The sequence below is a fragment of the Actinoplanes sp. NPDC049599 genome (genome assembly GCF_044465625.1).
Taxonomy (GTDB): Bacteria; Actinomycetota; Actinomycetes; order Mycobacteriales; family Micromonosporaceae; genus Actinoplanes.
This window is the reverse complement of record NZ_JBITLX010000002.1, coordinates 51,551-76,787: the sequence shown is the minus strand read 5'-3', so window position 1 is coordinate 76,787 and position 25,237 is coordinate 51,551. Positions and strand designations below refer to the sequence as shown.

At 72.5% G+C, this 25,237-nt stretch carries 22 protein-coding genes, 1 pseudogene and 1 riboswitch; of the genes and pseudogenes, 15 read left to right on the top strand and 8 right to left on the bottom strand.

From position 1 onward, the window contains the following. Positions 1-2,496: 2,496 nt before the first annotated feature. Complete coding sequence (locus ACIBQZ_RS03590) at positions 2,497-3,750, bottom strand: aminotransferase class V-fold PLP-dependent enzyme (protein ID WP_396086871.1); 1,254 nt, start codon at positions 3,748-3,750, stop codon at positions 2,497-2,499. Between the two features lie 36 nt (positions 3,751-3,786). Continuing rightward, positions 3,787-3,903, bottom strand: a riboswitch (SAM riboswitch). A 263-nt stretch (positions 3,904-4,166) separates the two neighbouring features. Between ACIBQZ_RS03590 and ACIBQZ_RS03585 the strand changes: the two genes are divergently transcribed. The 3 genes from ACIBQZ_RS03585 to ACIBQZ_RS03575 all read left to right on the top strand — a co-directional run bounded on the left by ACIBQZ_RS03585 (position 4,167) and on the right by ACIBQZ_RS03575 (position 6,164). Further along, positions 4,167-5,138: a DMT family transporter gene (locus ACIBQZ_RS03585; protein ID WP_396086870.1), complete on the top strand. Its 972-nt coding sequence runs from the start codon at positions 4,167-4,169 to the stop codon at positions 5,136-5,138. 148 nt (positions 5,139-5,286) lie between these two features. Beyond that, complete coding sequence (locus ACIBQZ_RS03580) at positions 5,287-5,556, top strand: hypothetical protein (protein WP_396086869.1); 270 nt, start codon at positions 5,287-5,289, stop codon at positions 5,554-5,556. Next, positions 5,553-6,164, top strand: coding sequence for a redoxin domain-containing protein (locus ACIBQZ_RS03575; protein WP_396086868.1), 612 nt, complete (start codon positions 5,553-5,555; stop codon positions 6,162-6,164). The genes ACIBQZ_RS03580 and ACIBQZ_RS03575 overlap by 4 nt, the downstream gene beginning before the upstream one ends. A gap of 16 nt (positions 6,165-6,180) precedes the next feature. Here ACIBQZ_RS03575 and ACIBQZ_RS03570 read toward each other — a convergent pair whose 3' ends face one another. Further along, positions 6,181-6,684 carry a hypothetical protein gene (locus ACIBQZ_RS03570; RefSeq protein ID WP_396086867.1) on the bottom strand — a complete coding sequence of 168 codons (504 nt, stop codon included), beginning with the start codon at positions 6,682-6,684 and terminating at the stop codon, positions 6,181-6,183. A 69-nt stretch (positions 6,685-6,753) separates the two neighbouring features. On the opposite strand from ACIBQZ_RS03570, the gene ACIBQZ_RS03565 reads away from it, so the two are divergent. The 3 genes and pseudogenes from ACIBQZ_RS03565 to ACIBQZ_RS03555 all read left to right on the top strand — a co-directional run bounded on the left by ACIBQZ_RS03565 (position 6,754) and on the right by ACIBQZ_RS03555 (position 8,303). Next, entirely contained in the window at positions 6,754-7,629 is an 876-nt protein-coding gene (locus ACIBQZ_RS03565) for a LysR family transcriptional regulator (protein WP_396086866.1), read from the top strand. 41 nt (positions 7,630-7,670) lie between these two features. Beyond that, positions 7,671-7,838: pseudogene (locus ACIBQZ_RS03560) on the top strand (DUF998 domain-containing protein); the annotation flags it as partial. A gap of 96 nt (positions 7,839-7,934) precedes the next feature. Continuing rightward, complete coding sequence (locus ACIBQZ_RS03555) at positions 7,935-8,303, top strand: YciI family protein (protein WP_396086865.1); 369 nt, start codon at positions 7,935-7,937, stop codon at positions 8,301-8,303. Positions 8,304-8,329: 26 nt separating this feature from the next. Here the strand turns inward: ACIBQZ_RS03555 and ACIBQZ_RS03550 are convergent, their stop codons facing one another. After that, a complete protein-coding gene (locus ACIBQZ_RS03550) occupies positions 8,330-10,441 on the bottom strand; it encodes a galactose oxidase-like domain-containing protein (protein WP_396086864.1) in 2,112 nt (703 codons plus the stop codon). A 521-nt stretch (positions 10,442-10,962) separates the two neighbouring features. Here ACIBQZ_RS03550 and ACIBQZ_RS03545 point away from each other — a divergent pair. From ACIBQZ_RS03545 to ACIBQZ_RS03530, 4 genes are read left to right on the top strand one after another with little or no spacing between them, the layout of a single operon-like run. Continuing rightward, complete coding sequence (locus ACIBQZ_RS03545) at positions 10,963-11,838, top strand: ABC transporter permease (protein ID WP_396086863.1); 876 nt, start codon at positions 10,963-10,965, stop codon at positions 11,836-11,838. An 11-nt stretch (positions 11,839-11,849) separates the two neighbouring features. Further along, positions 11,850-12,878 carry an ABC transporter substrate-binding protein gene (locus ACIBQZ_RS03540; RefSeq protein ID WP_396086862.1) on the top strand — a complete coding sequence of 343 codons (1,029 nt, stop codon included), beginning with the start codon at positions 11,850-11,852 and terminating at the stop codon, positions 12,876-12,878. Then, a complete protein-coding gene (locus ACIBQZ_RS03535; protein WP_396086861.1) occupies positions 12,865-13,647 on the top strand; it encodes an ABC transporter ATP-binding protein in 783 nt (260 codons plus the stop codon). Before ACIBQZ_RS03540 ends, ACIBQZ_RS03535 begins: the two co-directional genes overlap by 14 nt. After that, complete coding sequence (locus ACIBQZ_RS03530) at positions 13,644-14,507, top strand: TauD/TfdA dioxygenase family protein (protein ID WP_396086860.1); 864 nt, start codon at positions 13,644-13,646, stop codon at positions 14,505-14,507. Before ACIBQZ_RS03535 ends, ACIBQZ_RS03530 begins: the two co-directional genes overlap by 4 nt. Here the strand turns inward: ACIBQZ_RS03530 and ACIBQZ_RS03525 are convergent. Together ACIBQZ_RS03525 and ACIBQZ_RS03520 are read right to left on the bottom strand one after the other, a co-directional pair. After that, positions 14,464-14,685, bottom strand: a complete 222-nt coding sequence (locus tag ACIBQZ_RS03525) for a hypothetical protein (RefSeq protein ID WP_396086859.1) — start codon at positions 14,683-14,685, stop codon at positions 14,464-14,466. The genes ACIBQZ_RS03530 and ACIBQZ_RS03525 overlap by 44 nt on opposite strands. Before the next feature lie 75 nt (positions 14,686-14,760). Further along, positions 14,761-15,429, bottom strand: a complete 669-nt coding sequence (locus ACIBQZ_RS03520) for a class I SAM-dependent methyltransferase (protein WP_396086858.1) — start codon at positions 15,427-15,429, stop codon at positions 14,761-14,763. A gap of 137 nt (positions 15,430-15,566) precedes the next feature. Here ACIBQZ_RS03520 and ACIBQZ_RS03515 point away from each other — a divergent pair, with 137 nt between their 5' ends. The 3 genes from ACIBQZ_RS03515 to ACIBQZ_RS03505 are packed head-to-tail and all read left to right on the top strand — an operon-like array spanning position 15,567 to position 18,188. Continuing rightward, entirely contained in the window at positions 15,567-16,454 is an 888-nt protein-coding gene (locus tag ACIBQZ_RS03515) for an AraC family transcriptional regulator (RefSeq protein ID WP_396087352.1), read from the top strand. 19 nt (positions 16,455-16,473) lie between these two features. Then, positions 16,474-16,944 carry a MarR family winged helix-turn-helix transcriptional regulator gene (locus ACIBQZ_RS03510; RefSeq protein WP_396086857.1) on the top strand — a complete coding sequence of 157 codons (471 nt, stop codon included), beginning with the start codon at positions 16,474-16,476 and terminating at the stop codon, positions 16,942-16,944. Continuing rightward, positions 16,941-18,188 (top strand): MFS transporter, encoded by a 1,248-nt coding sequence (locus ACIBQZ_RS03505; protein WP_396086856.1) that lies wholly within the window; start codon positions 16,941-16,943, stop codon positions 18,186-18,188. Before ACIBQZ_RS03510 ends, ACIBQZ_RS03505 begins: the two co-directional genes overlap by 4 nt. Before the next feature lie 42 nt (positions 18,189-18,230). On the opposite strand, the gene ACIBQZ_RS03500 is transcribed toward ACIBQZ_RS03505, so the two are convergent. From ACIBQZ_RS03500 to ACIBQZ_RS03490, 3 genes are all read right to left on the bottom strand, one after another. After that, complete coding sequence (locus ACIBQZ_RS03500; protein WP_396086855.1) at positions 18,231-19,733, bottom strand: IMP dehydrogenase; 1,503 nt, start codon at positions 19,731-19,733, stop codon at positions 18,231-18,233. A gap of 131 nt (positions 19,734-19,864) precedes the next feature. Further along, positions 19,865-20,677 carry a polysaccharide deacetylase family protein gene (locus tag ACIBQZ_RS03495; protein ID WP_396086854.1) on the bottom strand — a complete coding sequence of 271 codons (813 nt, stop codon included), beginning with the start codon at positions 20,675-20,677 and terminating at the stop codon, positions 19,865-19,867. A gap of 147 nt (positions 20,678-20,824) precedes the next feature. Further along, positions 20,825-23,131: a PAS domain S-box protein gene (locus tag ACIBQZ_RS03490; protein ID WP_396086853.1), complete on the bottom strand. Its 2,307-nt coding sequence runs from the start codon at positions 23,129-23,131 to the stop codon at positions 20,825-20,827. A 99-nt stretch (positions 23,132-23,230) separates the two neighbouring features. On the opposite strand from ACIBQZ_RS03490, the gene ACIBQZ_RS03485 reads away from it, so the two are divergent. Both ACIBQZ_RS03485 and ACIBQZ_RS03480 read left to right on the top strand, forming a co-directional pair. Continuing rightward, entirely contained in the window at positions 23,231-24,022 is a 792-nt protein-coding gene (locus tag ACIBQZ_RS03485) for an SAM-dependent methyltransferase (protein ID WP_396086852.1), read from the top strand. Between the two features lie 90 nt (positions 24,023-24,112). Then, complete coding sequence (locus ACIBQZ_RS03480) at positions 24,113-25,207, top strand: sugar ABC transporter substrate-binding protein (RefSeq protein ID WP_396086851.1); 1,095 nt, start codon at positions 24,113-24,115, stop codon at positions 25,205-25,207. The last annotated feature ends 30 nt before the right edge of the window (positions 25,208-25,237 follow it).

Sequence of the window (25,237 nt, the reverse complement as noted above, 5' to 3'; positions counted from 1 at the left end):
CCCCAGCCCGCCTGCCTCCCCGCCTGCCGTCGCATCGCTTCGCTTGATGCCTGCGCCCGGTTTGCCGCCTACGCCCATGGTTGCCAGTGCCGGGCGTGACTCTTGCGTCTGGCCTGACGGTTGCGCGCGGCCTGACGTTTGCGCCCAGCTTGACGTTGCGCGCGGCCTGACGTTTGCGCCCAGCTTGACGTTGCGCGCGGCCTGACGTTTGCGCCCAGCTTGACGTTGCGCGCGGCCTGACGTTTGCGCCCGGCTTGACGTTTGCGCCCGGGCTGCCGCCTCCGCCCGGCGCTGCTGTATCCGCTCGGCTTGCCGCCTCGGCCCGGACATGCCGCGCCGGTCCGGCCTGACTTGAGCGCGATCTTTTTGTATGGGCATGCATTTACTGAGATTGTCGGCAAATAATTCCGCGCATAGGCGAGCAGGGTCGCTCGAAAATGTTTCTCAGATGGTGGGGGAGATCTCCCGTGCCTTTCCGGGTCGACTCCACCTCTCCCTTTCATATCAGTTCCCATCGGCGGTCGACGAGGTCGCCGGGATAGTCTCGGCGGGCCGGCTCCGACCGGCGTCAGTGCTTCGACGGGGATAGGGCGATGGGCTGGGTGGAGCGCTGTCGTTGACAGGAGGACGCGCGGCACCAAGGGCTCGCGGCACTTGCTGGCTATGGCCGGTTCGACCGGTCGACGTGTTGGAAGAACGGGCGCCGGTGTGGTTCCGCTGCGCGTATGTGAAGTGGTGCTTGAGGCTGGTCGGGCAGTGCGGGTCGCATGTGGCGTGGTGCCGGATGGTGGTCGGTCAGTGCCGGGCGCTCGTGGGGAAGGTGCAGGGTGCGGGCGGCCGGGGGTCGCGTGCTGGCGGGGAGGCGCCGGGCGGCCCGGGGTCGCGTGCTGGCGGGGAGGCGCCGGGCGGCCCGGGGTCGCGTGCTGGCGGGGAGGCGCCGGGCGTTGGCGGGACGGTGCAGGGGTGTTGGTGGGGCGTTGTCGGTCGGCGTGCGGTGGTGCGGGGTGTTGGTTGGGCGTTGTCGGGTCGGCGTGCGGTGGTGCGGGGTGCTGGTGGGCTGCTGCTGGGTCGGCATGCGGCGGTGCAAGGTGCTGGTCGGGCGGCGCCGGGTGTTCGTGGCGTGATGTCGGGCGCGGGTTCTGCTCGGCCGGCGGGGATTCGCACGCCCGGATCGGATGCGGGCGGTCTGCGGCAGGCTCCGGACGGCAGGCATCCTGGTTGTCCCGCAGGCGGCGCAGGCGGCGCAGGCGTTGGGCGTGCCTCTGCGTCAGCCCCCATGCGCGATGCCGCTCATGGACACGCCGGAATTCCTCCCGCTCGGCCGAGTAGTTACGGGATCTTGTTCGGTCGCGCATCGCGGACAGTTCAGCCGGTGTGAACAATTGAAGCTGTGACATGGGTCCATTATCCAGGGTCCGGGCGACAATTTCTCGCCCCCATTCGACAGTTGATCATGCCAATTCTTCGACTTCGCGAGGATGCATTTGTTCGGCGAGTCGCATGTCGCCGGACGCGCCCTGCTGTTCGTCACTTGCAGGACGGGTGACGGTGAAACTCGCAGAGGTCGGGAACCGGAGATGGGTACGCAAGAGAATCGAACTGACGGGATCGGGATCGAGGGATCGGGCCCCGTGTTGCGCGGAGCGCAGGAGGGGACCGGGGCTCGCGGAGGTCGGGGCTCGCGGAGGTCGGGGCTCGCGGAGGTCGGGGCTCGCGGAGGCCGGGACTTGCGGAGGCCGGGACTTGCGGAGGTCGAGACCTGTGGAGGCCGGGACCTGTAGATATTGGGACCCGCGGACATCGGGACTCTTCAGATTTTCGTGGCGCTCGGACCTGGTGCGCCACCCCGTCGTCCATGCCGACCGGGTTGGGCGGCCCAGGTTCGCTGAGAACACGGACCGGGCGGAAGCGTCAGCCCGGCGCGGTGGAGGGCCGGCCGGGCGGTAACTCTGCGCCCCCGACGCACTGAACACCGATCAAGGGGAAATGTCGTCCCGGGGTGCTGGACGACCGTCCGGGCGGAAGTGTCGCCGTCCGGCGCGCTGGACATGGATGGGCCGGCGGACGCGTCGTGGCCCTGCCGGCGGAACGCGAGCAGGGCCGAATCACTCCGGCCCTGCATGCTGAAACCCGGGCCGGGCAGCACCTCCGCAGTGAGGCGGGCCGATCACCGGTCAGGCGGAAGCACCGCAGTGAGGCGGGCCGATCACCGGTCAGACGGAAGCACCGCAGTGAGGCGGGTCAATCCCCGGTCAGGCAGAAGCACCGCAGTGAGACGCGCCGATCACCGGTCTGGCCAGAAGTGTCGCATTGAGACGCGCCGAGAACCGGGCTGGACAGAAGCGTCGCAGTGAGACGCGCCGAGAACCGGGCTGGACAGAAGTATCGCATTGAGACGCGCCGATCACCGGCCGGGCAGGAGCGCCATGGCCGCTGAACACGGCCGGCCATTAGCCCACGGCCCACCCCCACCCGGCGAGATACCCCCGGTATCCGTCACCCGGCTCGGGAGGTCAACCGGCGCAGGGCTTCCACCAGCCGGTCCACCTCGTTCCCCGTAGTCCCCAGCCCGAAGCTGGCCCGCAGCAGTCCCGGCACCGCCCCCGTCCCGCACCCGCCCGTCCGCGCCGACCCGGTCAGCCGTCTGGTCAGTGGATGGGCGCAGAACTGCCCCGCCCGGACCCCGATTCCGTGTTCCCGCCCCAGCCGCTCCGCGATCACGGCCGGGTCTTGGGTGGGCAGGGCCAGCGACACGATGCCGACCCGTGGCTGCCGGTCGCCGAACACGCTGACCGGCACCACTGCGGGCACCCCCGCCAGCCCTTCACGCAAGCGGGCCAGCAGGTCCTGTTCGTGGGAATGCAGCGCCCCCCGATCGGCGCCCTTCAAGGCCGCGCATACCGCCCCCAGCGCAACCGCGCCGAGCAGATTCGGCGTGCCTGCCTCGTGCCGGGCGGCGCCTTGGGCCCACCTCACATCCTCGGCGGCCGTGCCGACCTCGACGCTTGCCCCGCCCCCGCTCAGGTACGGCTCCGCGGCATCCAGCCAGTCAGCCCGACCCGCCAGCACACCCGCGCCGAACGGGGCGTACAGCTTGTGTCCCGACAGGGCCACATAGTCCGCGCCGAGGTCGTCCAGATCCACCGGACAGTGCGGCGCCAGCTGGGCCGCGTCCACCACCACCCGGGCGCCGTACGCGTGGGCCTCGTCGGCCAGGGCGCGGACCGGCCAGATCTCGCCTGTCACGTTGCTTGCGCCGGTGATCGCCAGCAGGGCAGGGCCGTGCAGTGAGCGCAGCGCCTGCCGGAGAGCCGCGACGGCGGCTTCCGGGGTGGCCGGGGTGGGCAGGCGCAGCGGGCGGCGCCAGGGCAGCAGGTTCGCGTGGTGCTCGCCGTCGAAGACGATCGTGGTGATTCCCTCGGGCAGGGAGCGGGCCAGCAGGTTGAGCGCGTCGGTGGTGTTGCGGGTGAAGATGACCGTGTCGCCCGGGCGGGTGCCCACGAAGTCGCCGACCAGGTCGCGGGCGCGTTCGTATTCCAGTGTGGACGTCTGGGAGCGGATGCCGGTGCCGCGGTGCACGCTGCCGTACCAGGGGAGCAGGTTCTGCGCGGCGTCGGCGGCGGCGCGCACGCAGGGGGCCGTCGCGGCGTAGTCGAGGTGGGCGAACGGGACCGTCGTGCCGTCGGGCAGGTCGACGGTCAGGTCGTCGCCGATCACGTCGAGGGCGGTGCGCTGCAGGGTCAGGGACATGGGATGCCTCCGCGAGGTCGGGGACCCCACCCCGGGGGCCCGCGCTTGCCCGCGTCGTGGTCGACGCCGGCCGGGTCCTCACCCGGAGCACCCCATCGCGAACACAAGGGTTGCCGGCCAGCAAGCCGGGGCTTCGCGCTGGCACTCATGACCTACCAGCACCGTAGCAGCCCGCCGGGTGCCAGGTCAGCAGGACTGTGACGGTCATGACAAGCGTGGCCTCACCCATCGGCTTTGTTGGATTGGATCGGGCGTTCGCGCGACGCCCTGGTGACCGACGCCCGGCGATGACCTTCACCGGGCGGGCTTCCGGGAGACCGCGTGGATGGTCACCGCACTCGGCCGAGCCGCGGAAGTTCAGCACGGACACGTACCAGGGCTCGGTGCCGGGCGCCTGCTGCGGCAGAGTGTCAGGGGTGGATACCGTGACCGCCCCTGACGCGCCCGGCCTGCGCGGCTGGCTGCCGAGCTATCTGCTGCTGGCCGCGATCTGGGGCACCAGCTTCCTGTTCATCAAGGTCGGCGTCCGTGAGCTGCATCCACTGTGGCTCACGTTCGCCCGGGTCGCCGCCGGCTGCGCCGTGTTGCTGGTGGTGCTCGCGGTGACCCGCGACCGGCTGCCGCGCGACGCGCGGCTGTGGGGCCATCTCGCGGTGGTGGGCGCGCTGGGCGTCTCGCTGCCCTTCACCCTCTTCGGGTACGGCGAGCAGCGCGTCTCCTCGGTGCTCGCGGGCATCTGGAACGCGGCCACACCCCTGGTCGCGCTGCCCCTGGCCGTGCTGGTGTTCCGCACCGAGGCGCTGACCCGGCGCCGGGTGGCCGGCATCGTGACCGGCTTCCTGGGCGTGCTGGTGGTGCTGGGCGTGTGGCGTGACCTCGGCGGCGCCCAGCTCACCGGCCAGCTCCTGTGCCTGGGCGCGGCGATGGGTTACGCGGTGGCCATCCCGTACCAGAAGAAGTTCATCGCCGGCCGGGCCGGCACCGGGGTGTCGATCGCGGCCGGCCAGCTGCTGATGGCCCTGGCCCAGCTGGCCGTGCTGGCGCCGCTGCTGGCCGGCGCCCCGCCGGCGCCGCAGCACCTGTCGCCGCAGGTGGCGGGGTGTGTGCTGGCGTTGGGCGCGCTCGGCACCGGGCTGGCGTTCGTGCTCAACCTGCGGGTGATCCGGGTGGCCGGCGCGAGCACCTCGGTGTCGGTGACCTACCTGATGCCGGTGGTGGCGACGGTGGTCGGGGTGCTGATCCTGGGCGAGCACCTGATCTGGAACCAGCCGGTGGGCGCGGTCGTGGTGCTGGCCGGCGTCGCGATTTCCCAGGGCCTGCTGTCCCGCCGCCGCCGGCCCGGCGACCCCGCGGTCCGGCAACCCGGGCCGGCGGGGATCGCCCGGTGACCCGCCGTCGCGGGGTCAGCTGACCTCGCGCAGCCTGCGGCGGGACGCTGCTGGTCACCGGTGCGGCCGGCGGGGTCGGGGGCCTGCTGCTGCGGCTCGCCGCGCTGCGCGGCATCCGGGCGGTACGCGACCACGGCTGGGCGCTGCCGTGGCAGGTATCACAGCCCACGAGGCGCTGCGCCGCGGGACGTTCGCCGCCGCCGTCGAGGCGTGGGCCGACGGCGGCCGGCTGACCGAGCTCGCGGCCCTGGTCGGCACGGGTCTGCCGAGCCCGCGGCTGCCGCCGGCCGAAGTGGCGCGGGCGCACGAGCTGCCGGCCGCCGGCGGCGTACGGGGCCGGTTGGTGCTGGTGCCCTGGCAAGCGTTCATCAGGGCTTCACAATGCCTACCTATTGGCTCGATAACGTGGCCGCCATGACGAGATCCGTGTACCTCACCGGTGGCCGGCCAGAAGCCGCGCGCCGCCGAGCCGAGGAAGAGGCGGTCCGGCGCCAGTTCGAGATGGACGCGGTCTGGAGCCGGATGATCGCTCCCGGCGGCCGGATCCCGGACCTGCCGCTCATCGAGGTCGACCTGGGCCCGATCCACCTGCGCCGGCTGCTCGACACCGGGCCGTTGGTGCTGGTCTTCTTCCGGTACGAGGGCTCGGCGCCCTGCGAGGAGACGCTGGTCGCCTATCAGCGCACCCTGGCGCCGGCCTGCGCCGATCTGGGCGCCCACCTGGTGGCGGTGAGCCCGCAGCGCGCCGAGCTGCTCGCGCCGGTCAAGCACCGCCACGACCTGAGCTACCTGGTGGCATCGGACCCCCGGCACACCCTCATCGACGCGTTCGGGATCGGCTACCCGGTGCCGGAGGCGCTCGGGAGCCTGGGGACGCGTCGTAACGTGCTGCCGTACCCGAGCGTGGTGGTGGCCGACCGGACCGGCACGGTCCGTTATGCCGAAGTGCACCCGTTCACCGCGGCCCGCACCCCGGCGTCGCCGATCATCGCCGCGCTGCGGCAGCAGCTCGCGCCGCTCGGCTGAGGCGCGGGCCGGGCCGTCACCCGAGGCTCCGCAGGATCGCCGCCTCCGCCGCCGCCCAGGTCGGGGTCAGCCGGACCCGGGCCGGCGGCGGGGTGCGTTGCGGTCCGAACAGATACCGGTACGGCACCACGCCGTCCAGCGCCCGGTGCACGTCCGGCTTGTCGTCGACGAAGTGGGTGATCCGCAGCTCGGCGCAGTGCACGGCCTTGTCGGGCCGCCGCAGGCAGAACCGGATGTGGTCGCGGGGGATGCCGGTCCGCGCGGCGAAGTCGTGGTGGTCGAGCCATTGCCGGGTGTGCCGCTGGACCCGTTCGCCGCACTTGGAGACCAGCCACACCTGCTCGAAGCGTGGCACGAGGCGGGCCAGCGCGTCGAACGCGCCGGGCACGGCCGGGGTCGCGAGCATGCGGGCGGTGTCCCCGCTGAAGAACTGGGTGTCGCTGCTGCCGGGGACGGTGCCCCCGCCGATGATGACCCGGCCGATGTCGACGCCGAGCCGGTGCTGCTGAGCGATGGTCATACACCTCAGCCTGGGCGCCCTGAGGCTACAGCAGAACTATCTTTACCGCCGCGGCTATAGTTTCGGGTTATGGACGAGCGGGCGGTCTCGGTGGACGCCCTGGCGTCGTTCGCCGTGTTCGCGGAGCACCTCAACTTCACCCGCGCCGCCGCCGACCTGCACATCTCCCAGCCCGCGCTGCACGTGAAGATCCGCAAGCTGGCCCAGGCCCTGGGCCGCCCGCTCTACCACCGCACCGGCCGGCGGCTGGTGCTCACCGCGGACGGCGAGGCGGTCGCCCGGTTCGCCCGTGCGCACGACGAACGGCTCGCCCACTTCCTGGCCGAGTTCGCCGGGGCGGCGCCGCGCCGTCCGGTGGTCCTCGCCGCGGGTCAGGGCGCCTACCTCTATCTGCTCGGCGACACGATCCGCGCGGTGCTGGCCGAGGCGCCCACCCGGCTCCGCCTGATCAACTGCGACCATCGGCAGATGCTGGCGGCCGTCCGCACCGGGCAGGCCCACCTCGGCGTCAGCGTGCTGGAGGTGCTGCCCGACGACCTGACCGCGGTCGAGCTGGCGACGTACCCCCAGACGCTCCTCGTGTCGGAGGGGCACCGCCTGGCCCGGCGCCGCACGGTCACGCTGCCGGACCTGGCCGGGGCGAGCCTGGTCGTCCCGCCGCGGCACCGGCCGCACCGGGTGCTGCTGGAACGGGCCCTGGCGGCGGCCGGCGCGGAGTGGACGGTGGCCGTGGAGGCCGAGGGCTGGCCGCTGATCAGCCACTTCGTCGCCCTCGGGGTGGGGCTGGCGATCGTCAACGGCTGCGTGCCGGCGCCACCCGGGCTGGTCGCCCGCCCGGTCGCGGACCTGCCCCCGGTGACCTACCACGTGGTCCACCAGCCGGCGGCGTTGACCGACCCGCGGGTCGCCGGCCTGCTGGACCGCATCCGCCCGCACCCGCGCTGAGCGGCGACCACAGTGCGTGACACCACGGCCCCCGTGAGCGCTCGGGCGGCGTGCTGGCGCTGGTGCTGTGCAGTGTCGCGCTGGCCGCGGTGGTCTGCTTTCCCAAGCACAACTGGGCGGTGGGCCCGAGCATGGAGGGGACTGTGCACCGGGTGGCGAGCGTGGTGGCCTTCCTGAGCCTGCCGGCCGGCGCGGAGGAGGCCTGGTGAAGATTTGTCCGGGCAGAGCGTCGGATCCGGGACGAGTCGTTCGTAGCACAGGTGAGAGGCGGCCGGTGCAGGCCGCCGGGACAGGGGAGTCAACGGATGACGCGGTACTTGATCTCGTTCAATGACGGCGCGATGGACCACATCCCCGCCGAGGAACTCGCCGACGTGGGCAAGGCCGCGCACGCGGTGGTCCAGGAGGCCGTGACCGCCGGCGTGTGGGTGTTCGGCGGCGGACTGGAAAGGCAGCGGGCGAGCGTGGTCGCCACGGACGGGCTGGTCACCGACGGCCCCTACCCGGAGACCAAGGAGGTCATCGGCGGGTTCGTGGTGGTCGACGTGGCCTCCCGGGAGGAGGCCTTGGCGTGGGCTGCCAAGATCGCTGCCGCGTGCCGCAGCGCGCAGGAGGTCCGGGAGCTCATGCCCGACCCCGAAATGGAGGCGATGCTCCGCCGGGCCGCCGGGTGACGGTCACCAATCCGCGGCCGCCCCCGCTACCACGTCCATTTCTGCAGCGCGGCGCCGTTGCAGGTGGCCAGCTGGATCGCCGCGCTGTTCGCCGAGGACGCCGCGGCCAGGCACATCGTGGTCTTCCCGGTCGGCCGGATGGTGCCGTCCGTGCCGAACTGCCAGGTCTGCGCGACCGTCTTGTTGCAGAGGAAGGTCCAGACCTTCTGGCCGGCCACCCAGTTGCGTGACGGCACGTCGAGGCAGTTGCCGAGGACCCGTACCGTCTTGTCGTCGGGCAGCCGGGTCAGCGCCTGCGCCTTGGTGTTGTTGCAGTTGTACGCCTGCAGGTAGGTGCGGATCGCCAGCGCGGACGACGGCAGGTCGACGCACCGGCCGGTGCTGTTCTTGACCGGGCTCAGCACCGGGTTCGGGCCCTTCGCCACCTGGACGATCTTCGCCACGGACGGCACCCCGTCGGCGTCGAAGATGAAGAGCATGTAGTAGCCGGGCGGGGCCACGCCGCCGTTCGGCGGGCCGGTGACCGTCAGCGTCGTGCCGTCGGCCGTGTACTTCAGCGGGACGTACCGCTGGCCCTGGTCCACGCCGTGGGTGACGTCGCCCAGCCCGATCAGCGCGACCTTCGACACGGTCGCGGCCTGCGGGGACGAGACCGTGAAGGCGGTGTTGACGCCCACGCTCGCCGGCGCGGTGGAGATGACCGGCCGGGTGGCGAGCTCACCGCTGCCGTCCTTGGCGTACAGGTAGGGCGGGGTGAAGTATTCGATGTTCTTCTCGAGGTAGCCGACGGTCATGCAGACGCCGCAGATGCCGCCGCCGCCCGTCATGACCCGCCCGTCCGGCAGCAGCGCGGCCGTCGAGTGGTACTGCCGGACGCGGCTCGCGCCGGCCAGCACCGTCCACTGGCCCGTCGCGGGGTCCCAGCGCTCGGCCGCCGTCGCGGCGTGGTTCAGGTCGACCAGGCCCGAGGTCGCCGCGCTGGTCATGCCGCCGGTCGCCAGCACCGAACCGTCGGCGAGCAGGGTCGCGTTGAGCTGCCGCCGCCCAACGGACATGGACCCGGTCGCGGCGACCGTCGGCGCCAGCCCGGTGTTGCTGTTCAGCACGACCGCGGTACGGGTGGGAACCTTCGCCACCCCGCCCTCGGTGATGTTGCCACCGCCCACCACGAGGGACTTGCCGATGTCGTACGGCGCGAAGCTCCCGTAGTCCCGGTTGATGCTGTCCCGCGTGCTGGTCGCCGTGATGATGCCGTTCCCGGCGGTGGTGATGGTGTAGCTCGTCGCGGTCGGGCCGATGAACCCCAGCTGGGTGTCCGGCCGCGAGCCCAGGTACGGGTAGATCCGCGCGCTGTACTTGGTGAAGCCGGTGAGCGCGCGGATGCTGCCGTTGGTCTGGTACACCTCGGCGGTCGCCGGGCCACCGCCGATGATGACTTCTTCGCCCATGGCTGTTTCCGCCACCGACGGATACCAGCGGGCGGCGGCCATGTCCTTGCCGCGGGTCCACGTCTCGGTCTGCCAGTTGAAGACGTAGGTCCGGACCGTGCCCGCGAGTTTCGCGTCGGCATTCCCGCCGGCCACCAGGATGTTGCCATTGGTGAGATGGGCGAATCCCGCGCAGAAAATGTTGGAACCCTGCAGGTCGACCCGTTTGTGCGTGTTGTCCGCCGGGTTCCACACCATCGCCCGGGTGAAGTCGTGATCAGGATAGGACTCGGCGGCTTTGTCGCCGACGGAATCCCAGATCAGCACCTTGCCGTTCGGCAGCACCGCCTCGAACACCGGGACCACGGGCGTGCCGACGACCGGGCTCCACGATCCGGACTGTCCCGGGTCGGCGGCCACGGCCGCCCCGGTGCGCGCCGTTCCGGGGCGCCGTCCGGTCTCCCGCTGGATCCGCGCCGCGTTCTGGGCGGTCCGCTCCTCGATGACCCGCATCGGCGTGCCCACCAGGTCTTCCGCCAGGTGCTCGGCGTCGTCGAGCTGGTGGGCGTGCGCCGGGGCCGGCGCCTGGGCGTGCTCGTGGACGTGCTCGTGGACGTGACCGCCGGCGGTCGCGGAGCCACCGGCGGGCGCACTGAGAACGATCATTGTGGACAGCAGTCCGGAAGCGATGAGGCCCCGACGCATATACATGCGTGAATCCTTCCCCGTGGTCGTACAGCCGCAGCCCTCGACCGTTCGCGGGATCGATTCCGCCCCGGAGCCGGTCGGCATATCGTGATCCATAAAGCGCTTCCGCCCCCGCATTCGCAGGTAGCGTGCCAGGTCCGCCGCGCCGCATGTCCCATGTGGCCGGTGCGGCCACCTTAACCCCTCGTTAAGGCGGCTTTCAATGTCGGAATGCGGCACCCTCCGGTCGATTCCGGCGCCTGGGGTCGGCGATGACTGACCGAACGGCCGACGCGCGCGCTTTGCGCAATGGGGCATTTCAGCCAGGTAAACACAATGGCGGCGCGAGACCTATTGATCCACAAGGCGGGGGACGCGGACGCCCGAGGTCGACGATCCTGGAAGAGCAAACGCGACGTCTGCCCGGCGGCGGCGACCCGATCCGGCCACCGGCTCGCTTCCAGCCAGCGGGACGACGGCTTGCCTAAACCATATTGAGCCTATAGGAATAGCAGGCCAGATCCGCCGCCCCGTGGGAGTGAACCGTGACCACCTCCGTGTCCGCACCACCGGCGCCGGCCGCCGCCGCCCCCGGCCTCGGCACGCCTGTCGCCGGGCGCCCGGCCCCGGCCACCCGCGGCGGGCGCCGGCGTCGGCTGCTGTTGCGGCTGGTCTCGCTCGTCGCGCTGTACCTGCTCTGGGAGGTAGCGGCCCGGCTGGTCCGCAACCCCACCTTCATCCCGGCCCCGGCCGCCGTGTGGCACCAGCTGGTCGTCACCTCGTCCACCCACGACGGCGTCCGCGGTTACAGCGGCCACCTGCTCGTCGAGCACCTCGGGGTGAGCCTGCGGCGGATCCTGATCGGCTCGCTCATCGGCATCGGCGGCGGGCTGGTGCTCGGCATCCTGCTGGGCGCCATCGGCTGGCTGCGGATCGTCGTCGAGCCGGTGGTCACGTTCGTCCGGGCGCTGCCGCCGCTGGCCTACTTCAGCCTGTTCATCATCTGGTTCGGCATCGACGAGACGCCCAAGCTGTGGCTGCTGTCCATCGCCGCGCTGCCGCCGGTCGCGGTGGCCACCGCCGCCGCCGTCCACGGGGCGCCGGCCGGGCTGGTCGAGGCGGCCCGGGCGCTGGGGGCGGGACGTTGGCAGACCACCCGGGACGTGGTGCTGCCGAACGCGCTGCCGGAGATCTTCACCGGCGCGCGGCTCGCGGTCGGGATCGCGTACTCCTCGGTCGTCGCGGCCGAGACCATCAACGGCGTCCCCGGCATCGGCGGGCTGATCCGCGACGCCCAGCGCTACTCCCAGACCGACGTGGTCGTGCTCGGTCTGTTCGCCATCGGCCTCTCCGGCCTGCTCATCGACGCCCTGCTGCGGACGGCCGAGAACCGGCTGATCCCGTGGCGCGGCCGTAGTTAAGAGGAACCCCAGTGAAGAAACTCCTTTCCGTTCTTGCCGTCGCCGCGCTGCTCGCGACGGCCGCCTGCGGCGACGGTGCCGCCGGCGGTGGTTCCGGCGCGGCGGACAAGAGCATCCGGATCGCGTACCAGGCCTTCCCGAGCGGCGACCTGATCGTCAAGAACCAGGGCCTGCTCGAGAAGGCGCTGCCGGACTACAAGATCACCTGGACCAAGTTCGACTCCGGCGCCAGCATCAACACCGCGTTCCTGGGCCGCAGCATCGACATCGCGGCGATCGGGTCCAGCCCGGTGGCCCGCGGGTTGTCGGCGCCGCTGAACATCCCGTACCAGGTCGCGTTCGTGCTGGACGTGGCCGGTGACAACGAGGCGCTGGTGGCCCGCAACGGCAGCGGGGTCACCGACGTGGCCGGCCTGCGCGGCAAGAAGATCGGTACGCCGTTCGCCTCCACCGCGCACTACAGCCTGCTCGCCGCGCTGAGCCAGGCCGGGGTCAAGGAAACCGAGGTGACCATCGTGGACCTCGAGCCGCAGGACATTTTCGCCGCCTGGACCCGGGGTGACCTGGACGCCGCGTACTCCTGGCTGCCGTCGCTGGACGAGCTGAAGAAGAACGGCAAGGTGCTGATCAGCAGCAAGCAGCTGGCCACCGCCGGCAAGCCGACCCTGGACCTGGGCGTGGTCAGCACCTCGTTCATCCAGGCGCACCCGGAGGCGGTCGACGCCTGGCGCAAGGTCGAGGCGCAGGCGCTGGACATCATCGCGAACGACCCGGCCGCCGCGGCCAAGGCGGTCGGCCAGGAGCTCAACCTGAGCCCGGTGGACGCGCAGCGCCAGCTCAGCCAGGGTGTCTTCCTCAAGCCCGCGGACCTGGCGTCGGACGAGTGGCTGGGCACCGAGGCCAAGGTCGGCAAGCTCGCCGGCAACCTGGTCAGCGCGTCGGAGTTCCTCAAGAGCCAGCAGAAGATCGACGCCGTGCCGGACCTGGCCACCGTGCAGAAGTCCATCTACGTCAAGGGACTGCCCGATGTCCTCGGCTGACCCGGCCGCCGTCGAGCTGGACGGGGTCGAACACGCCTACGGCGACGTGACCGCGGTCGGGCCGGTCAGCCTGAGCGTGCCCGCCGGGGAGTTCCTGGTGCTGGTCGGCGCGTCCGGCTGCGGCAAGAGCACGCTGCTGCGGCTGATCGCCGGCTTCGAGCAGCCGACCGCCGGCACGGTCCGCACCGGCGGCGCCGCGCCGGTGCCCGGGCGCGGCGCGGGGCTGGTCTTCCAGCAGCCGCGGCTGTTCCCGTGGATGACCGTCGGCGGCAACGTCGAGCTGGCGCTGCGGTACGCCGGCATCCCCGACCGCGCCGACCGGGTGCGCGACCTGCTGGCCGGCGTCGGGCTGCACGACGTCGCGCACCGGCGGACCTGGCAGATCTCCGGCGGCCAGCAGCAGCGCGTCGCCATCGCCCGGGCGCTCGCGGCGCCGAACCCGTTGCTGCTGCTCGACGAGCCGTTCGCGGCGCTGGACGCGCTGACCCGCGAGCGGCTCCAGGAGGACCTGCGGCGGGTCAGCGCCGACACCGGGCGTACCTGTGTCTTCGTGACCCACAGCGTCGACGAGGCCGTCTTCCTCGGCAGCCGGGTCGTCGTGCTCAGCGCGCGGCCCGGCCGGGTCGCGCTGGACCTGCCGATCGACCTGCCGCGCACCGGCGTCGCGCCGGACGAGCTGCGCGGGCTGCCCGGCTACGCCGCACTGCGTTCGGAGATCGGCCATGCCGTGCGCGCCGCGGCGACCATCGGAGAGGGAGTCACCGCATGACCATTACCGCTGTGCAGCTCGAGCTGGAGGCGCTCGGCCCGCACTTCGGGTCCATCGTGCACGGTCTGGACCTGGGCGCCGCGAGCGACGAGCAGATCGTCGCCGTGCGCGCCGCACTGGTCGAGCGCAAGGTGCTGTTCTTCCGCGACCAGCGCCTCGACGACGACGGCCAGGTCGAGCTCGGCCGCCGGATCGGCGAGCTCACCGCGTCGCACCCGGTGGTCGGCGGGGTCGACGCCGCGCACCCCGAGGTGTACGCATTGGACAGTGCCGACAACGGGTTCGCCGACGTGTGGCACACCGACGTCACGTTCATGCGCCGCCCGCCGCTGGGCTCGATCCTGCGCGCCGTGACGCTCCCGCCCAGCGGCGGCGACACCAACTGGGCCGATGGTCAGCTTGCCTATGACTCGCTGAGCCCCGCGGTGCGGGATCTGGTGGACGGGCTGACCGCGGTGCACGACGGCAACCGCGAGTTCGGCTACTACCTGGCCCAGCGCCGCGGCGGGCAGGGCAACGAGTGGGACGGTGAGATCGTCACCCGGCTCGACCCGGTGGAGCACCCGGTGATCCGGGTGCATCCGGAGACCGGCCGCAAGAGCGTCTTCGTCAACCCGGGCTTCACCTCGCACGTCACCGGCGTGTCCGATTTCGAGAGCCGGGCGATCCTGGACCTGCTCTACGCCCACCTGACCAAGCCGGAGCACATCGTGCGGCACCGGTGGCGGGCCGGCGACGTGGCGATGTGGGACAACCGCAGCACCTCGCACTACGCCAACCGCGACTACGGCACCGACCGCCGGGTCATGCACCGGATCACCCTGCGCGGTGACGTACCGGTGGGGCCGGCTCACCGCTGACCGGGCTCCCGGCGTCGCGGCCCGGCGTGGGCGCCGGGCCGCGCAACCGGTTCTCCGCGTACGCCGTGCCGGCCGGCACGACCGCACCACCGGCGACGACGTTCGCCGCGGTCCGCCCGTCCAACAGGAACGCGCCGACCATCGCGGCGGCCCGCGGATGCCCGTCCGGCAGGATCACGTCGAGCGGGTCGGCCGCCGCGGCGTACGGTCGCGCGGCTCCCGCCGCAGGTCGGTCTGTGCCATGCCCGCGTCCCTAGGCGGGCTCCCCGTCCGGCCGGGTGGCCCGGTAGAACACATAGCCGCCGAACCGGGCCTGGTGCCGGCCGTTCTCGGCCACCTCGGCCAGGCCGGCCTCCCGCAGGGCGGCCAGCACGAGCTCGGGGCGGCTGCCGGCCACCCGGGGATGCTGGTGCCGGCGGTTGTGCCCGGACGGCGTGCCGTCGACGTCGACGACGTGCAGTTCCCCGCCGGGGCGCAGCACCCGCCGGACCTCCCGGAGCGTCCGCAGCCGCTCGTCCTCCTCGAGGTGGTGCAGCATGAACGACGAGAGCACCCGGTCGAAGCTCGCGTCGGCGACCGGCAGCTCGTCGGCGAAGGCCTGCTCGTACCGGATCTGCAGGCCGCGCCGGGCCGCCTTGCGCCGGGCCTTGCGCAGGGCCGCCGGGTCCGGGTCGATGCCCACCGTCGCCAGCTCCGGCCGGCGCCGGCCGAGGGTGGTCAGCAGATTGCCGGTGCCGCAGCCGATCTCCAGGATCCGCCGGCTGTCCGCGCCGTCCGTGAGGTGCGCGCGGTCGAGCAGCTGCCGATAGATCCGCCCGACGCCCGCCAGGCGGGTGAACGGGTCGTAGAGCGGCAGCAGCCAGTGCCGTCCCATCGCCGGGAGGTAGTCCCGCCGGGCGCCGGCGTGCGTCTGTCCGGTCATCGTTCGCTCCTGTTCATCCGACGAAGTTCGGTCGTACTCTCAGCTTCATGCGTTCAGCGGCAAGGGACAACGGCCGATTCGTGGCGGCAGTGCGACAATCTTCGGGAGCGGTCCCGATCGGCGTGACCGGGCCGGGGGTGCCGGTCTACGGCTACGGCCGGGGCCCCGGCGTCGCGCCGGTGGCCGTCACCCGGCTGCCCGACGACGGGCCGGCCGGCCGGTTGCCGGCGGACGGCGCGCACACGCACGACTTCCTGGTGCTGTTCTACGCCCACCGGGCCGCCGGGATGGTGCGCCTCGACGGGCGCATGTGGACGGTGACCGACGGGGACCTGTTTGTCATCGCGCCCGGGCAGGTCGTGTCGTTCCCCGTCGGGCACGCGGACATCGTCAGCGACGGGTGGGTGGTGTGGTTCCCCACCGACGTGCTGCGGCCGGGCACCCCGGGGGCGCATTCCTCCTGGCGGGCGCACCCGCTGCTGTTCCCGTTCGCGCTCGGGGCCGACCGGGCCCAGCGGCTGCGCGTGCCGCCCGCCGACCGGGCCGGCTGGACCGCGCGCTTCGCGGCGCTCGACGCCGAACTGCGGGCCCGGCGCGACGGCTACCACGAGGCCGCGCTGGCGCATCTGACGCTGCTGCTGGTGGCCGCGGCCCGGCTGCCGGCCGCCGTCGCCGACCAGCTGCGGTCGTCCGACGAGCCGCTGCTCGCCGCCGTCTTCGACGTCGTCGAGCGGCGCTATCACGAGCCCATCTCGCTGGCCGACGTCGCCGCCGACCTCGCGCTCACCGCGGGGCACCTGACCACGGTGGTACGGCGCAAGACCGGCCGTACGGTGCAGCAGTGGATCACGCAGCGCCGCCTCCAGCAGGCCCGCGTGCTGCTGGCCGAGACCGACCTGACGGTGGCGGCGATCAGTCGCCAGGTCGGCTGGCCCGACGTCAGCTACTTCATCAAGCGCTTCCGGGCCGAGCACGGGACGACCCCGGCGCAGTGGCGCGCGGCCGGCCGCCGGCAAATTGTATAAGCGCTGTTATAGTTTCCCGATGACCACCCCGGACCTGCTCGACAGCAGCTACTACGGCCCGCTGTTCCGCCTGCTCGGCGACATGGACGCCGACATCGCCGGGCTGTACGCCGAGGCCGGCATCGACGGTGTCCGCACCCGTTTCGTCGGGCCGATCATCGAGCTCTCCCGCTCCGGGCCGCTGACCATCAAGGGGCTCGCCGAGCGCCGCCAGGTGTCCCACTCGGCGATGAGCCAGACCGTCGCCGCGATGCGCAAGGCGGGCCTGGTCGAGGCGGCCGCCGACAGCGACGGTCGCGCGCGCCGGGTGCAGCTCACCGCCCGGTCCCGCGAGATCGTGCCGTTCCTGCAGGCGGAGTGGCGGGCCACCGAGGCGACGGTGCTGGCGCTCGACGCCGAGCTGCCGTACCCGATCATGCGGGTGGTGGCCGACATCCGGGCCGCGCTGGCGACCCGGCCGTTCGCCCGGCGCCTGCGTGACCACCTGTGAGTCTGCTCGACTCGCTCGTCGACCTGCGACCGCTGCGGGAGAACCGGACCTTCCGCCGGCTGTGGCTGGGCACCACCGCGTCCGGGCTCGGTGGGCAGCTCGGCGGGTTCGCCGTCGTCTACTACACCTGGGAACACACCCACAGCGCCGCCATGGTCGGGCTGGTCGGGCTGGTCCGCGCCGTGCCGCTGATCGTGCTGGCGCTGGCCGGCAGCGCGTTCGCCGACCACGTCGACCGCCGGCTGCTGGCGCTGGCCTGCGCGTACGGGCAGCTCGTGATCAGCGCCGGGATGGCCGGGGTGGCCGCCACGGACGTGGGCGGCGTGCCGCTGATGCTGGTGCTCACCGGGGTCGCCTCCGGCCTGGCGGCGCTGGGCGGGCCGGCCAAGCGCACCTTCATCCCGGCCCTGCTCAGCGGCGAACGGCTCGCCGCCGGGCTGGCGCTGACCCACCTGTCGTTCCAGATCGCCATGCTGCTCGGCCCCGCGACGGCCGGCCTGATCACCGCGCAATGGGGCACGACCTGGTGTTTTGTCATCGACGCGCTGACTTTCGGCTGCGCGCTGATCGGCATCGCCGGCCTGCCCAGGGGCGTGCAGGGCGCCGCCGGGCGGCCGGGCGCGGGGGCGATCCGGGACGGGCTGCGCTTCTCCGTGCGCACCCCGGAGGTCCGCGGCGCGTTCCTCGCCGACCTGGCCGCCACCCTGCTCGCCATGCCGGTCGCCCTGTTCCCGATGATCAACGAGGAGCGCTTCGGCGGCCGGCCGGAGATCCTCGGCCTGTTCACCACGGCCGTCGCCGCCGGCGGGGTGCTCGCCTCGGTGCTGTCCGGCCTGGCCACCCGGCGCCGCCACCCCGGCACGGTGCTGCTGGCCTGCGGCGCGACCTGGGCGGTGGCGCTCGGGCTGGCCGGCCTCAGCGGGCACCTGCTGGTGGTGCTCGCGCTGCTGGCGGTGGCCGGCGGCGCGGACACCTGGGCGGTCGTGTCGCGGGGCACGGTGGTGCAGTCGTCGACGCCGGCGGCGTACCGGGGGCGGGTGGCGTCGCTGGAGCACATCGTCGGCTCGGCCGGCCCGGAGCTCGGCAACCTGCGGGCGGGCCTGGTCGCCACGGTGACCTCGGGCGGCGCGTCCCTGGCGATCGGCGGGCTGCTGGGGGTGGCGGCGACGAGCCTGCTCGCGGCGACGACACCGGCGCTGCGCCGGTTCACCGTGGACGAGCCGGTCACCGACAAGACCCACTGAACGTCCGGGCCCGGAAGGTGCTCGCGGGCCCGGACGGCTGCGTCAGCGGCCCGCGTCGCTGGGGCGGTCGCGCAGCTGGATCTCCGCGCTGTTCTGCAGGAAACTCTGCTGGCTCACCGGCACCAGCACGGCGTCGCGGTGGAAGCCCGGCAGGTCGGTGGCCCCACAGCTGATCATCGTGGCCTTGAGCTTGGCGATGGTCAGGGCCACGTTGTCGTAGAGGCTGCCCGCGTACGGCACGTACCCGTCGACGCCCTCCTCGAAGGTGAGCCGGCTCCCGCCGCCGTGCTCATAGCGCGACACGTTGCGGGCCCGGTTCGAGCCCTCGCCCCAGTACTCCTTGAAGAACTGGCCGCCGACCCGGACCCGCGGCGACGGGCTCTCGTCGAAGCGGGCGAAGTAACGGCCCAGCATCACGAAGTCGGTGCCCATGGCGAACGCGACCGCCATGTGCGCGTCGGTCAGCAACCCGCCGTCGCAGCACAGCGGCACGTACACCCCGGTCTGGAGGGCGTACGCGTCCCGCGCGGCCACCACATCGATCAGTGCCGACGCCTGCCCGCGCCCGATGCCCTTCTGGTCGCGGGTGGTGCAGATTGAGCCGCCGCCGATGCCGACCTTGACGAAGTCCGCGCCCGCCTCGGCCAGGTAGCGGAACGCCCGCCCGTCCACCACGTTGCCCGCACCGATCCGGACGTCGTCGCCGTAGGTGTCCCGGACGAACGCGAGCGTGTCGGCCTGCCAGACCGAGTAGCCGTCGGACGAGTCGATGCAGAGCAGGTCCGCGCCCGCCTCGACCAGCGCCGGGATGCGCTCGCGGTAGTCGTGGGTGTTGACGCCGGCGCCGACCCGGAACCGCTTGTCGGCGTCGATCGACTCGTTGCGGAACCGCTTGTGCAGCTCGTAGTCGCGGCGCAGCACGATCGACTGGAGCAGGCCGTCGGCGTCGACCACCGGCAGCACGTCCAGGCGGTGGTCCCAGATCAGCGTGTTCGCCTCCGACAGCGTCACCGTCGGCGGCGCGGTGACCAGCCCGGCGGCCGGGCGCATCCGGGTGGCCACCGAGCCGCCCAGGTCGTGGCGGCGCGGATGGAAGTCGTCGGTCGAGATGAGACCGACGAACCGGCCGTGCGGGCTGCCGTCGTCGGTGACCACCGCGACGTCGCGCTCGGCCGATTCCAGCAGCAGCGCGACCTCGCCCAGCGTTGCCGACGGCTTGATGTTGATGTCGGAGAAACGGAAACCGGCCTTGTGCCGCTTGACCGCCTGCACCATGGCGGCCTGCGCGGCGACCGGCTGATTCTGGTGGACGAAGCTGAGCCCGCCGCACTGGGCCAGCGCGATGGCCAGCCGCGGTGAGGACACCGCGCCCATGATCGCGCTGGTCAGCGGGGTGGCGACCCGGATGGCGGCGGGCTCACCGACGCGATGGCGCACCAATGGCGCGCCCAGGTCGACCGTGTCCGGGGTGCACGCCGCGGTGGTGAGGCCGGGGACGAGCAGGAATTCGTTGAGCGTTCGCGACACTTCGTCGAGGATCTTCACAAGGCTCCTGAGCGGTGGGTCGGGCCGAGATAAAGATCCGAACCTAACAGCCGGCCGGTGCTCAGGGGAGCGCCGCCGCTCCCTGGCCGACGCGGATACCTTTCCTGTCCACCCGGCAGGGGACCTGGGCGTTACGGGTGGCGGTGGTCCAGGGCCACGAACCGCAGGCCGCGCGCGGCGAGCGCGGGGATCACCGTGCGCAGCGCCGCGTACGTCTGCGAGCGGTCGCCGCCGCCGTCGTGGCAGAGCAGGATCTCGCCGGGCCGGGCGGACAGCAGCCGCCGGGTGATCGCCGCGACCCCGGGCCGGGACCAGTCCCGCGGGTCCTCGCTCCAGTCCAGCGGCACCATCCGGGCCCGGGCCGCGGCGCGCAGCAGCCCCGGCGACCAGTCACCGCCGGGGGAGCGGAACAGTGCCGGCGCGTACCCGGTGGTGTCGTAGATCTTCTCCTGCGCCCGGTGCAGTTCGCGGCGCATCCGGGCGGCCGGCCGCCCGGCCATTTCGGTGGGATGGCTCCAGGTGTGGTTGGCGACCTGGTGCCCGTCGCGGACCACGCTGCGGGCCACCGCCTCGTGGCCGAGCACCTGGTTGCCGATCATGCAGAACAGCGCGGGTACGTGGTGCTTGTCGAGCAACCGCAGGATCTTGGGCGTCCACACCGGATGCGGCCCGTCGTCGATGGTCAGCGCGACCGCGTCCGCGGGGAACGCGGGCCCGGGCAGCACCCGCCGGTAGTCCCTGAGCGTGTGGATCGGGTGCCGCAGCGGCCGGACCGGCGCGGGCGCGGACGGGGTGGCGGACGGCTCCGGGGCGGCGGGCCGCGGGGCGGTGGTGGCCCGGGGCGCCGGCACCGGTGCCGCCGTCGCGGAACCGGCCAGCACCAACGCCCCGGCCAGCCCGGGCCCGGCCCGCAGCAGGCGCCGGCGCGACAACGTCGGGGCCACGGACGGGATTTCCGGACGGGGACGGAAGGGCCGACGGATGATCACGGGACGGAAAGCTACCAACGCCGGACAAGCGGACCCTTGGTGACTATTCCGTCACAACACCCGTCGGCCGGCGCTCCCTCAGATGCTGGTGCACGGACCCGGTCAGCGCCGCAACTGCTCCTGCAGCGCCTGCATCAGCTCGGCGCTGGTGAACGGCTTCTCCAGCAGATAGACGTCCGCGCTCAGCGTCCCGTGGGTGGTCAGCACCGGCTGGGCGTAGCCGGACATGAACAGCACCCGGGTGTCCGGGCGCGCGGCCACCACCGCGTCGGCGATGTCCCGGCCCAGCATCCCCGGCATGATCACGTCGGTGAGCAGGACGTCGATCCGGTCCGGGTGGGCGTGGGCGAGGGTGAGGGCGGCGATGCCGTCGGCGGCGGTCAGCACCGTGTATCCGGCCCGCACCAGGATGCGTTCGGTGACCTCGCGCAGCGCGTCCTCGTCCTCGACCACCAGCACCGTGGTGCCGCTGCCGTCGACCTCGGCGGGGGAGGGCAGGGCCGGTTCCGTCGTGACCTCCTCGTCGGTGACCGGGAGCAGCACCGTGATCGTGGTGCCCAGGCCCGCCTCGGAGTAGATCTGCACCGTGCCGCCGGACTGGGTGATGATGCCGTACACGGTGGCCAGCCCGAGGCCGGTGCCCTGGCCGTTGGGCTTGGTGGTGAAGAACGGGTCGAAGGCCTTGTCGATGACGTTCTTCGGCATGCCCGTACCGGTGTCGGAGACCCGGACCCGCACGTAGCGGCCCGGGTGCAGCCCGGCCCGGCCGGCGGCGTGGTCGCTGTCGACGATCACGGCGGCGGTGTCGATGGTGAGGTGACCGCCGGCCGGCATCGCGTCGCGGGCGTTGACCGCGAGGTTGACCAGCACCTGTTCGAGCTGGCCCGGGTCGGCCATGACGGCGGGCAGCTCCGGCGCCGTCCGGGTCGCCAGCGTGATGTGCTCGCCGATCGAGCGCAGCAGCATCTGGTGCACCTCGGTGACCACGGTGTTGACGTCCAGCGGCCGGGGCCGGATCACCTCGCGGCGGGCGAAGGAGAGCAGCTGGTGGGTCAGCTCGCTGCCGCGCCGGGCGGCCCGGGCGATCTGCTCGGCGTCCTTGGCGAACGCGGTGCCCTCGCCGTCCTCGACGATGAACGCCGCGTAGTTGAGGATCACCGCCAGCAGGTTGTTGAAGTCGTGCGCGACGCCGCCGGCGAGCTGGCCCAGGCTCTCCAGCCGCTGGGTGCGCTGGAACCGGGCCTCGAGCTTCTGCTGCTCGGCCTCCGCGCGCAGCGCCTGCTGCTCGGCCTGGGCGGCGAGCCGGTCGGTGATGTCGCGGACGGCGGCCACCACGATCAGCCCGGTGCCGGTGTCCAGGGCGCTGCAGGAGATCTCCACCGGCAGGTCGCTGCCGTCGCGGTGCCGGGCGTTCCGGGTCGCCCAGCCCTGCGCGGCGGCGCCGGTGAGCATCTCGGTGTCCAGCGGGGTGGAGTCGCCGCCGGTGCGAAGCACCGCCGAGGCCGGCGGCAGGCCGTCGGGCAGCAGCCGCCGGACGGACATGTGCGTGAGGTCGTGCCGCGGGTGGCCGAACATCCGCTCCGCCTCGGCGTTGACCAGCACCACCTGGCCGGCCGCGTCGACGCCGAGCAGCGCGTCCGGCGCGGCGTCCAGGACGGCCTGCACCCGCGCCTCGGCCACCTCCCGGTCGCTGATGTCGCGGGCCGTGGTGGTGACCCCGATGATCGTGCCGGTGGCGTCCCGCAGCGGGGAGACCAGCAGCGACACCGCGATCGTCGAGCCGTCGGCGTGCCGCCGGTGGGTGCGGTAGCGGTCCATCCGGCCGCCGAGGCGGACCAGCGCGAGCACCTCGTCCTCGTCGACCTTCCGGTCCGCGGGGATGATCCGGTCCACCCGGGAGCCGACCATGGTGGCGGCGCTGTGGCCGTAGAGCTGTTCCGCGCCGGGGTTCCAGGTGAGCACCACGCCGTCGAGGTCGGTGGTGACGATGGCGTCGTGCGACGACTGGACGATGGCGGCCAGCAGCGCCCGGGCCTGCGCGGCCTCGCGGTGCGCGGTGTCGTCCCGGAGCACGGCGGTCACGTACATGTCGCCGCCGGGCGCGGTCACCGCGGCCAGCGAGACCTCCACCGGGAAGACGGTGCCGTCGCTGCGCCGGCCGCGCAGCGGCAGGCGGCGCAGCGGGGGATGGGCACTGGTGAGATAGCCGGCCCGGTGCTGCGGGTGCACGGCCCGGACCTCGTCCGGTACGAGGTCGTCAACCGACCGGCCGACCAGGCTTCCGTCCGGGTAGCCGAACATGCCGTGCGCCCGGCGGTTGGCGAGCGCGACGGTGCCGTCCGCCCGGCTGATGATCACCGCGTCCGGCGCCTCGTCGACCAGCAGACCGGTCAGGGACTCGAGTGACACACCATCCCCCCGATCCGGCTGCCCACCCGCATCCCTCAACGTAGGGTGATAAGCGGCGAAATGCATTGAGGTTGGGCGAATCGGTGGAGGGGTGGCGCCATGCAGAGCCCGGCGATCGACCCGAACCGGCCGAGCCCGGCCCGGATCTACGACTTCTGGATCGGCGGGGTGCACAACTTCGCCGCCGACCGGGCGGTCGCGGACCGCGCCGCCGAGTTGCTGCCCGAGCTGCCGGCCATCTGCCGGCAGAACCGGGCCTTCCTCGGCCGGGCCGCCCGGTACGCCGTCTGCCGTGGCGTCCGGCAGTTCCTGGACCTCGGCGCCGGCATCCCGGCGCCGGGCGATGTGCGGGAGGTCGTCCGGTCGATCCGGCCCGACGCCCGGTTCGGCCTGGTCGACCGGGAACCCACCGCCGTGCTGCACGCCACGGCGATCACCCGGGACGACCCGGACGCCGTGGCGATCCAGTACGACCTGCTGCAGAGCGGGGCGATCCTGGCGGACCCGGAGCTGCGCAAGGTGATCAACTTCGCCGAGCCGGTGTGCGTCCTGCTCGGCGCGGTGCTGCACTTCCTGCCGGACAGCCCGCAGCTGACCGCCGCCCTGCTGAACTACCGCGAGGCCGCGGCGCCGGGCAGCGTGCTGGCCGTCTCGCACGCCACCGCGAGCATCGATCCGGAGATGCTCGACCGCATCGCGGACCTCTACCGCCGCACCGGCACGGCCCTGATCATGCGGGACAGCGCCGCGCTCGCCACGCTGTTCGAGGGCTGGGAGCTGGTCGAGCCGGGCATCGTCTACGGCCCCGAATGGCAGCCCGACCCGGGCACGTCGCCGATGGCCGACGCCGCCTCCTCGGTCACCCTGGCCGGGGTGGGCGTCCGGCGGTAAGACCCGGAATAGGACTTAGATCACGACCCGATCCTTGCCTTGCCCCACGCTGCTAGCCTGGCCCCGCTCTGCCGTGGGAGGAGACCGAGGGTGCGTAAAAAGCTGGTGGCCGTTGCCACAGCAGGTGTGCTGACGCTGGGCGGCCTGACCGCCTGCACCGACGACGACAACAACAAGGCCGCCGCCGGGAAGAACGGCACCAAGGTCGGCGTCATCCTGCCCGACACCTCGACGTCGCAGCGCTGGGGCAGCGACGACCCGAAGCTGCTCAAGGCGGCCTTCGACAAGGCCGGCGTCGAGGTCGACATCCGGAACGCGCAGGGCAAGGCGGACGAGTTCATCCGCATCGCCGACTCGATGATCGAGACCGGCGCCAAGGTCCTGATGATCGTCAGCCTGGACGCGGTCAGCGGCAAGACGGTGCTCGACAAGGCCCGGGCCGCCGGGGTCAAGACCATCGACTACGACCGGCTCACCCTCAACGGCAACGCCGACTACTACGTCAGCTTCGACAACGTCAAGGTCGGCCAGCTGCAGGGCGAGGGCCTGGTGCGCTGCCTCAAGGCCAAGGGCGTGGACAACCCGCGGGTGGCCTACCTCAACGGCGCGCCGACCGACAACAACGCCACCCTGTTCCGCAGCGGCTACGACTCGGTCCTGCAGCCACGCTACGACAACGGCACCTTCCGCAAGGGCCCGGAGCAGTCGGTGCCCCGGTGGAACAACGACGAGGGCCGGTTCATCTTCGACCAGATGATCGCCGACACCGACGGCCGGATCGACGGCGTGCTGGCCGCCAACGACGGCCTCGGCAACGCGGCGATCACCGTGCTCAAGCGCCAGCGCCGCAACGGCCAGGTGCCGGTCACCGGCCAGGACGCCGAGGTGCAGGGCCTGCAGAACATCCTCGCCGGCGACCAGTGCATGACGGTCTACAAGCCGATCAAGAAGGAGGCCGACGCCGCCGCGAAGCTGGCGATCAGCCTCTTCAAGGACCAGCCCGCCAAGGCGGAGAAACGGGTGAAGGACCCGCAGTCCGGCGGCTACGTCCCGGCGGTGCTGCTGACCCCCTTGGCGATCTTCAAGAAGGACATCGAAGACGTGATCAAGGACGGCTTCGTCGACCGGAAGACGGTCTGCGCGGGCGCCTACGCCAAGCTCTGCCGGAGCAACGGCATCGACTAGCCGGCGGCACCTTCCGCCGCGGCCGGTAAT

Coding starts and splice junctions, on each gene's coding strand:
- ACIBQZ_RS03510 (WP_396086857.1), top strand. CDS start 16,474: ATGACCACCCCGGACCTGCTCGACAGCAGCTACTACGGCCCGCTGTTC.
- ACIBQZ_RS03485 (WP_396086852.1), top strand. CDS start 23,231: ATGCAGAGCCCGGCGATCGACCCGAACCGGCCGAGCCCGGCCCGGATC.
- ACIBQZ_RS03575 (WP_396086868.1), top strand. CDS start 5,553: ATGACGAGATCCGTGTACCTCACCGGTGGCCGGCCAGAAGCCGCGCGC.
- ACIBQZ_RS03565 (WP_396086866.1), top strand. CDS start 6,754: ATGGACGAGCGGGCGGTCTCGGTGGACGCCCTGGCGTCGTTCGCCGTG.
- ACIBQZ_RS03590 (WP_396086871.1), bottom strand. CDS start 3,750: ATGTCCCTGACCCTGCAGCGCACCGCCCTCGACGTGATCGGCGACGAC.
- ACIBQZ_RS03570 (WP_396086867.1), bottom strand. CDS start 6,684: ATGACCATCGCTCAGCAGCACCGGCTCGGCGTCGACATCGGCCGGGTC.
- ACIBQZ_RS03550 (WP_396086864.1), bottom strand. CDS start 10,441: ATGTATATGCGTCGGGGCCTCATCGCTTCCGGACTGCTGTCCACAATG.
- ACIBQZ_RS03520 (WP_396086858.1), bottom strand. CDS start 15,429: ATGACCGGACAGACGCACGCCGGCGCCCGGCGGGACTACCTCCCGGCG.
- ACIBQZ_RS03530 (WP_396086860.1), top strand. CDS start 13,644: ATGACCATTACCGCTGTGCAGCTCGAGCTGGAGGCGCTCGGCCCGCAC.
- ACIBQZ_RS03535 (WP_396086861.1), top strand. CDS start 12,865: ATGTCCTCGGCTGACCCGGCCGCCGTCGAGCTGGACGGGGTCGAACAC.
- ACIBQZ_RS03555 (WP_396086865.1), top strand. CDS start 7,935: ATGACGCGGTACTTGATCTCGTTCAATGACGGCGCGATGGACCACATC.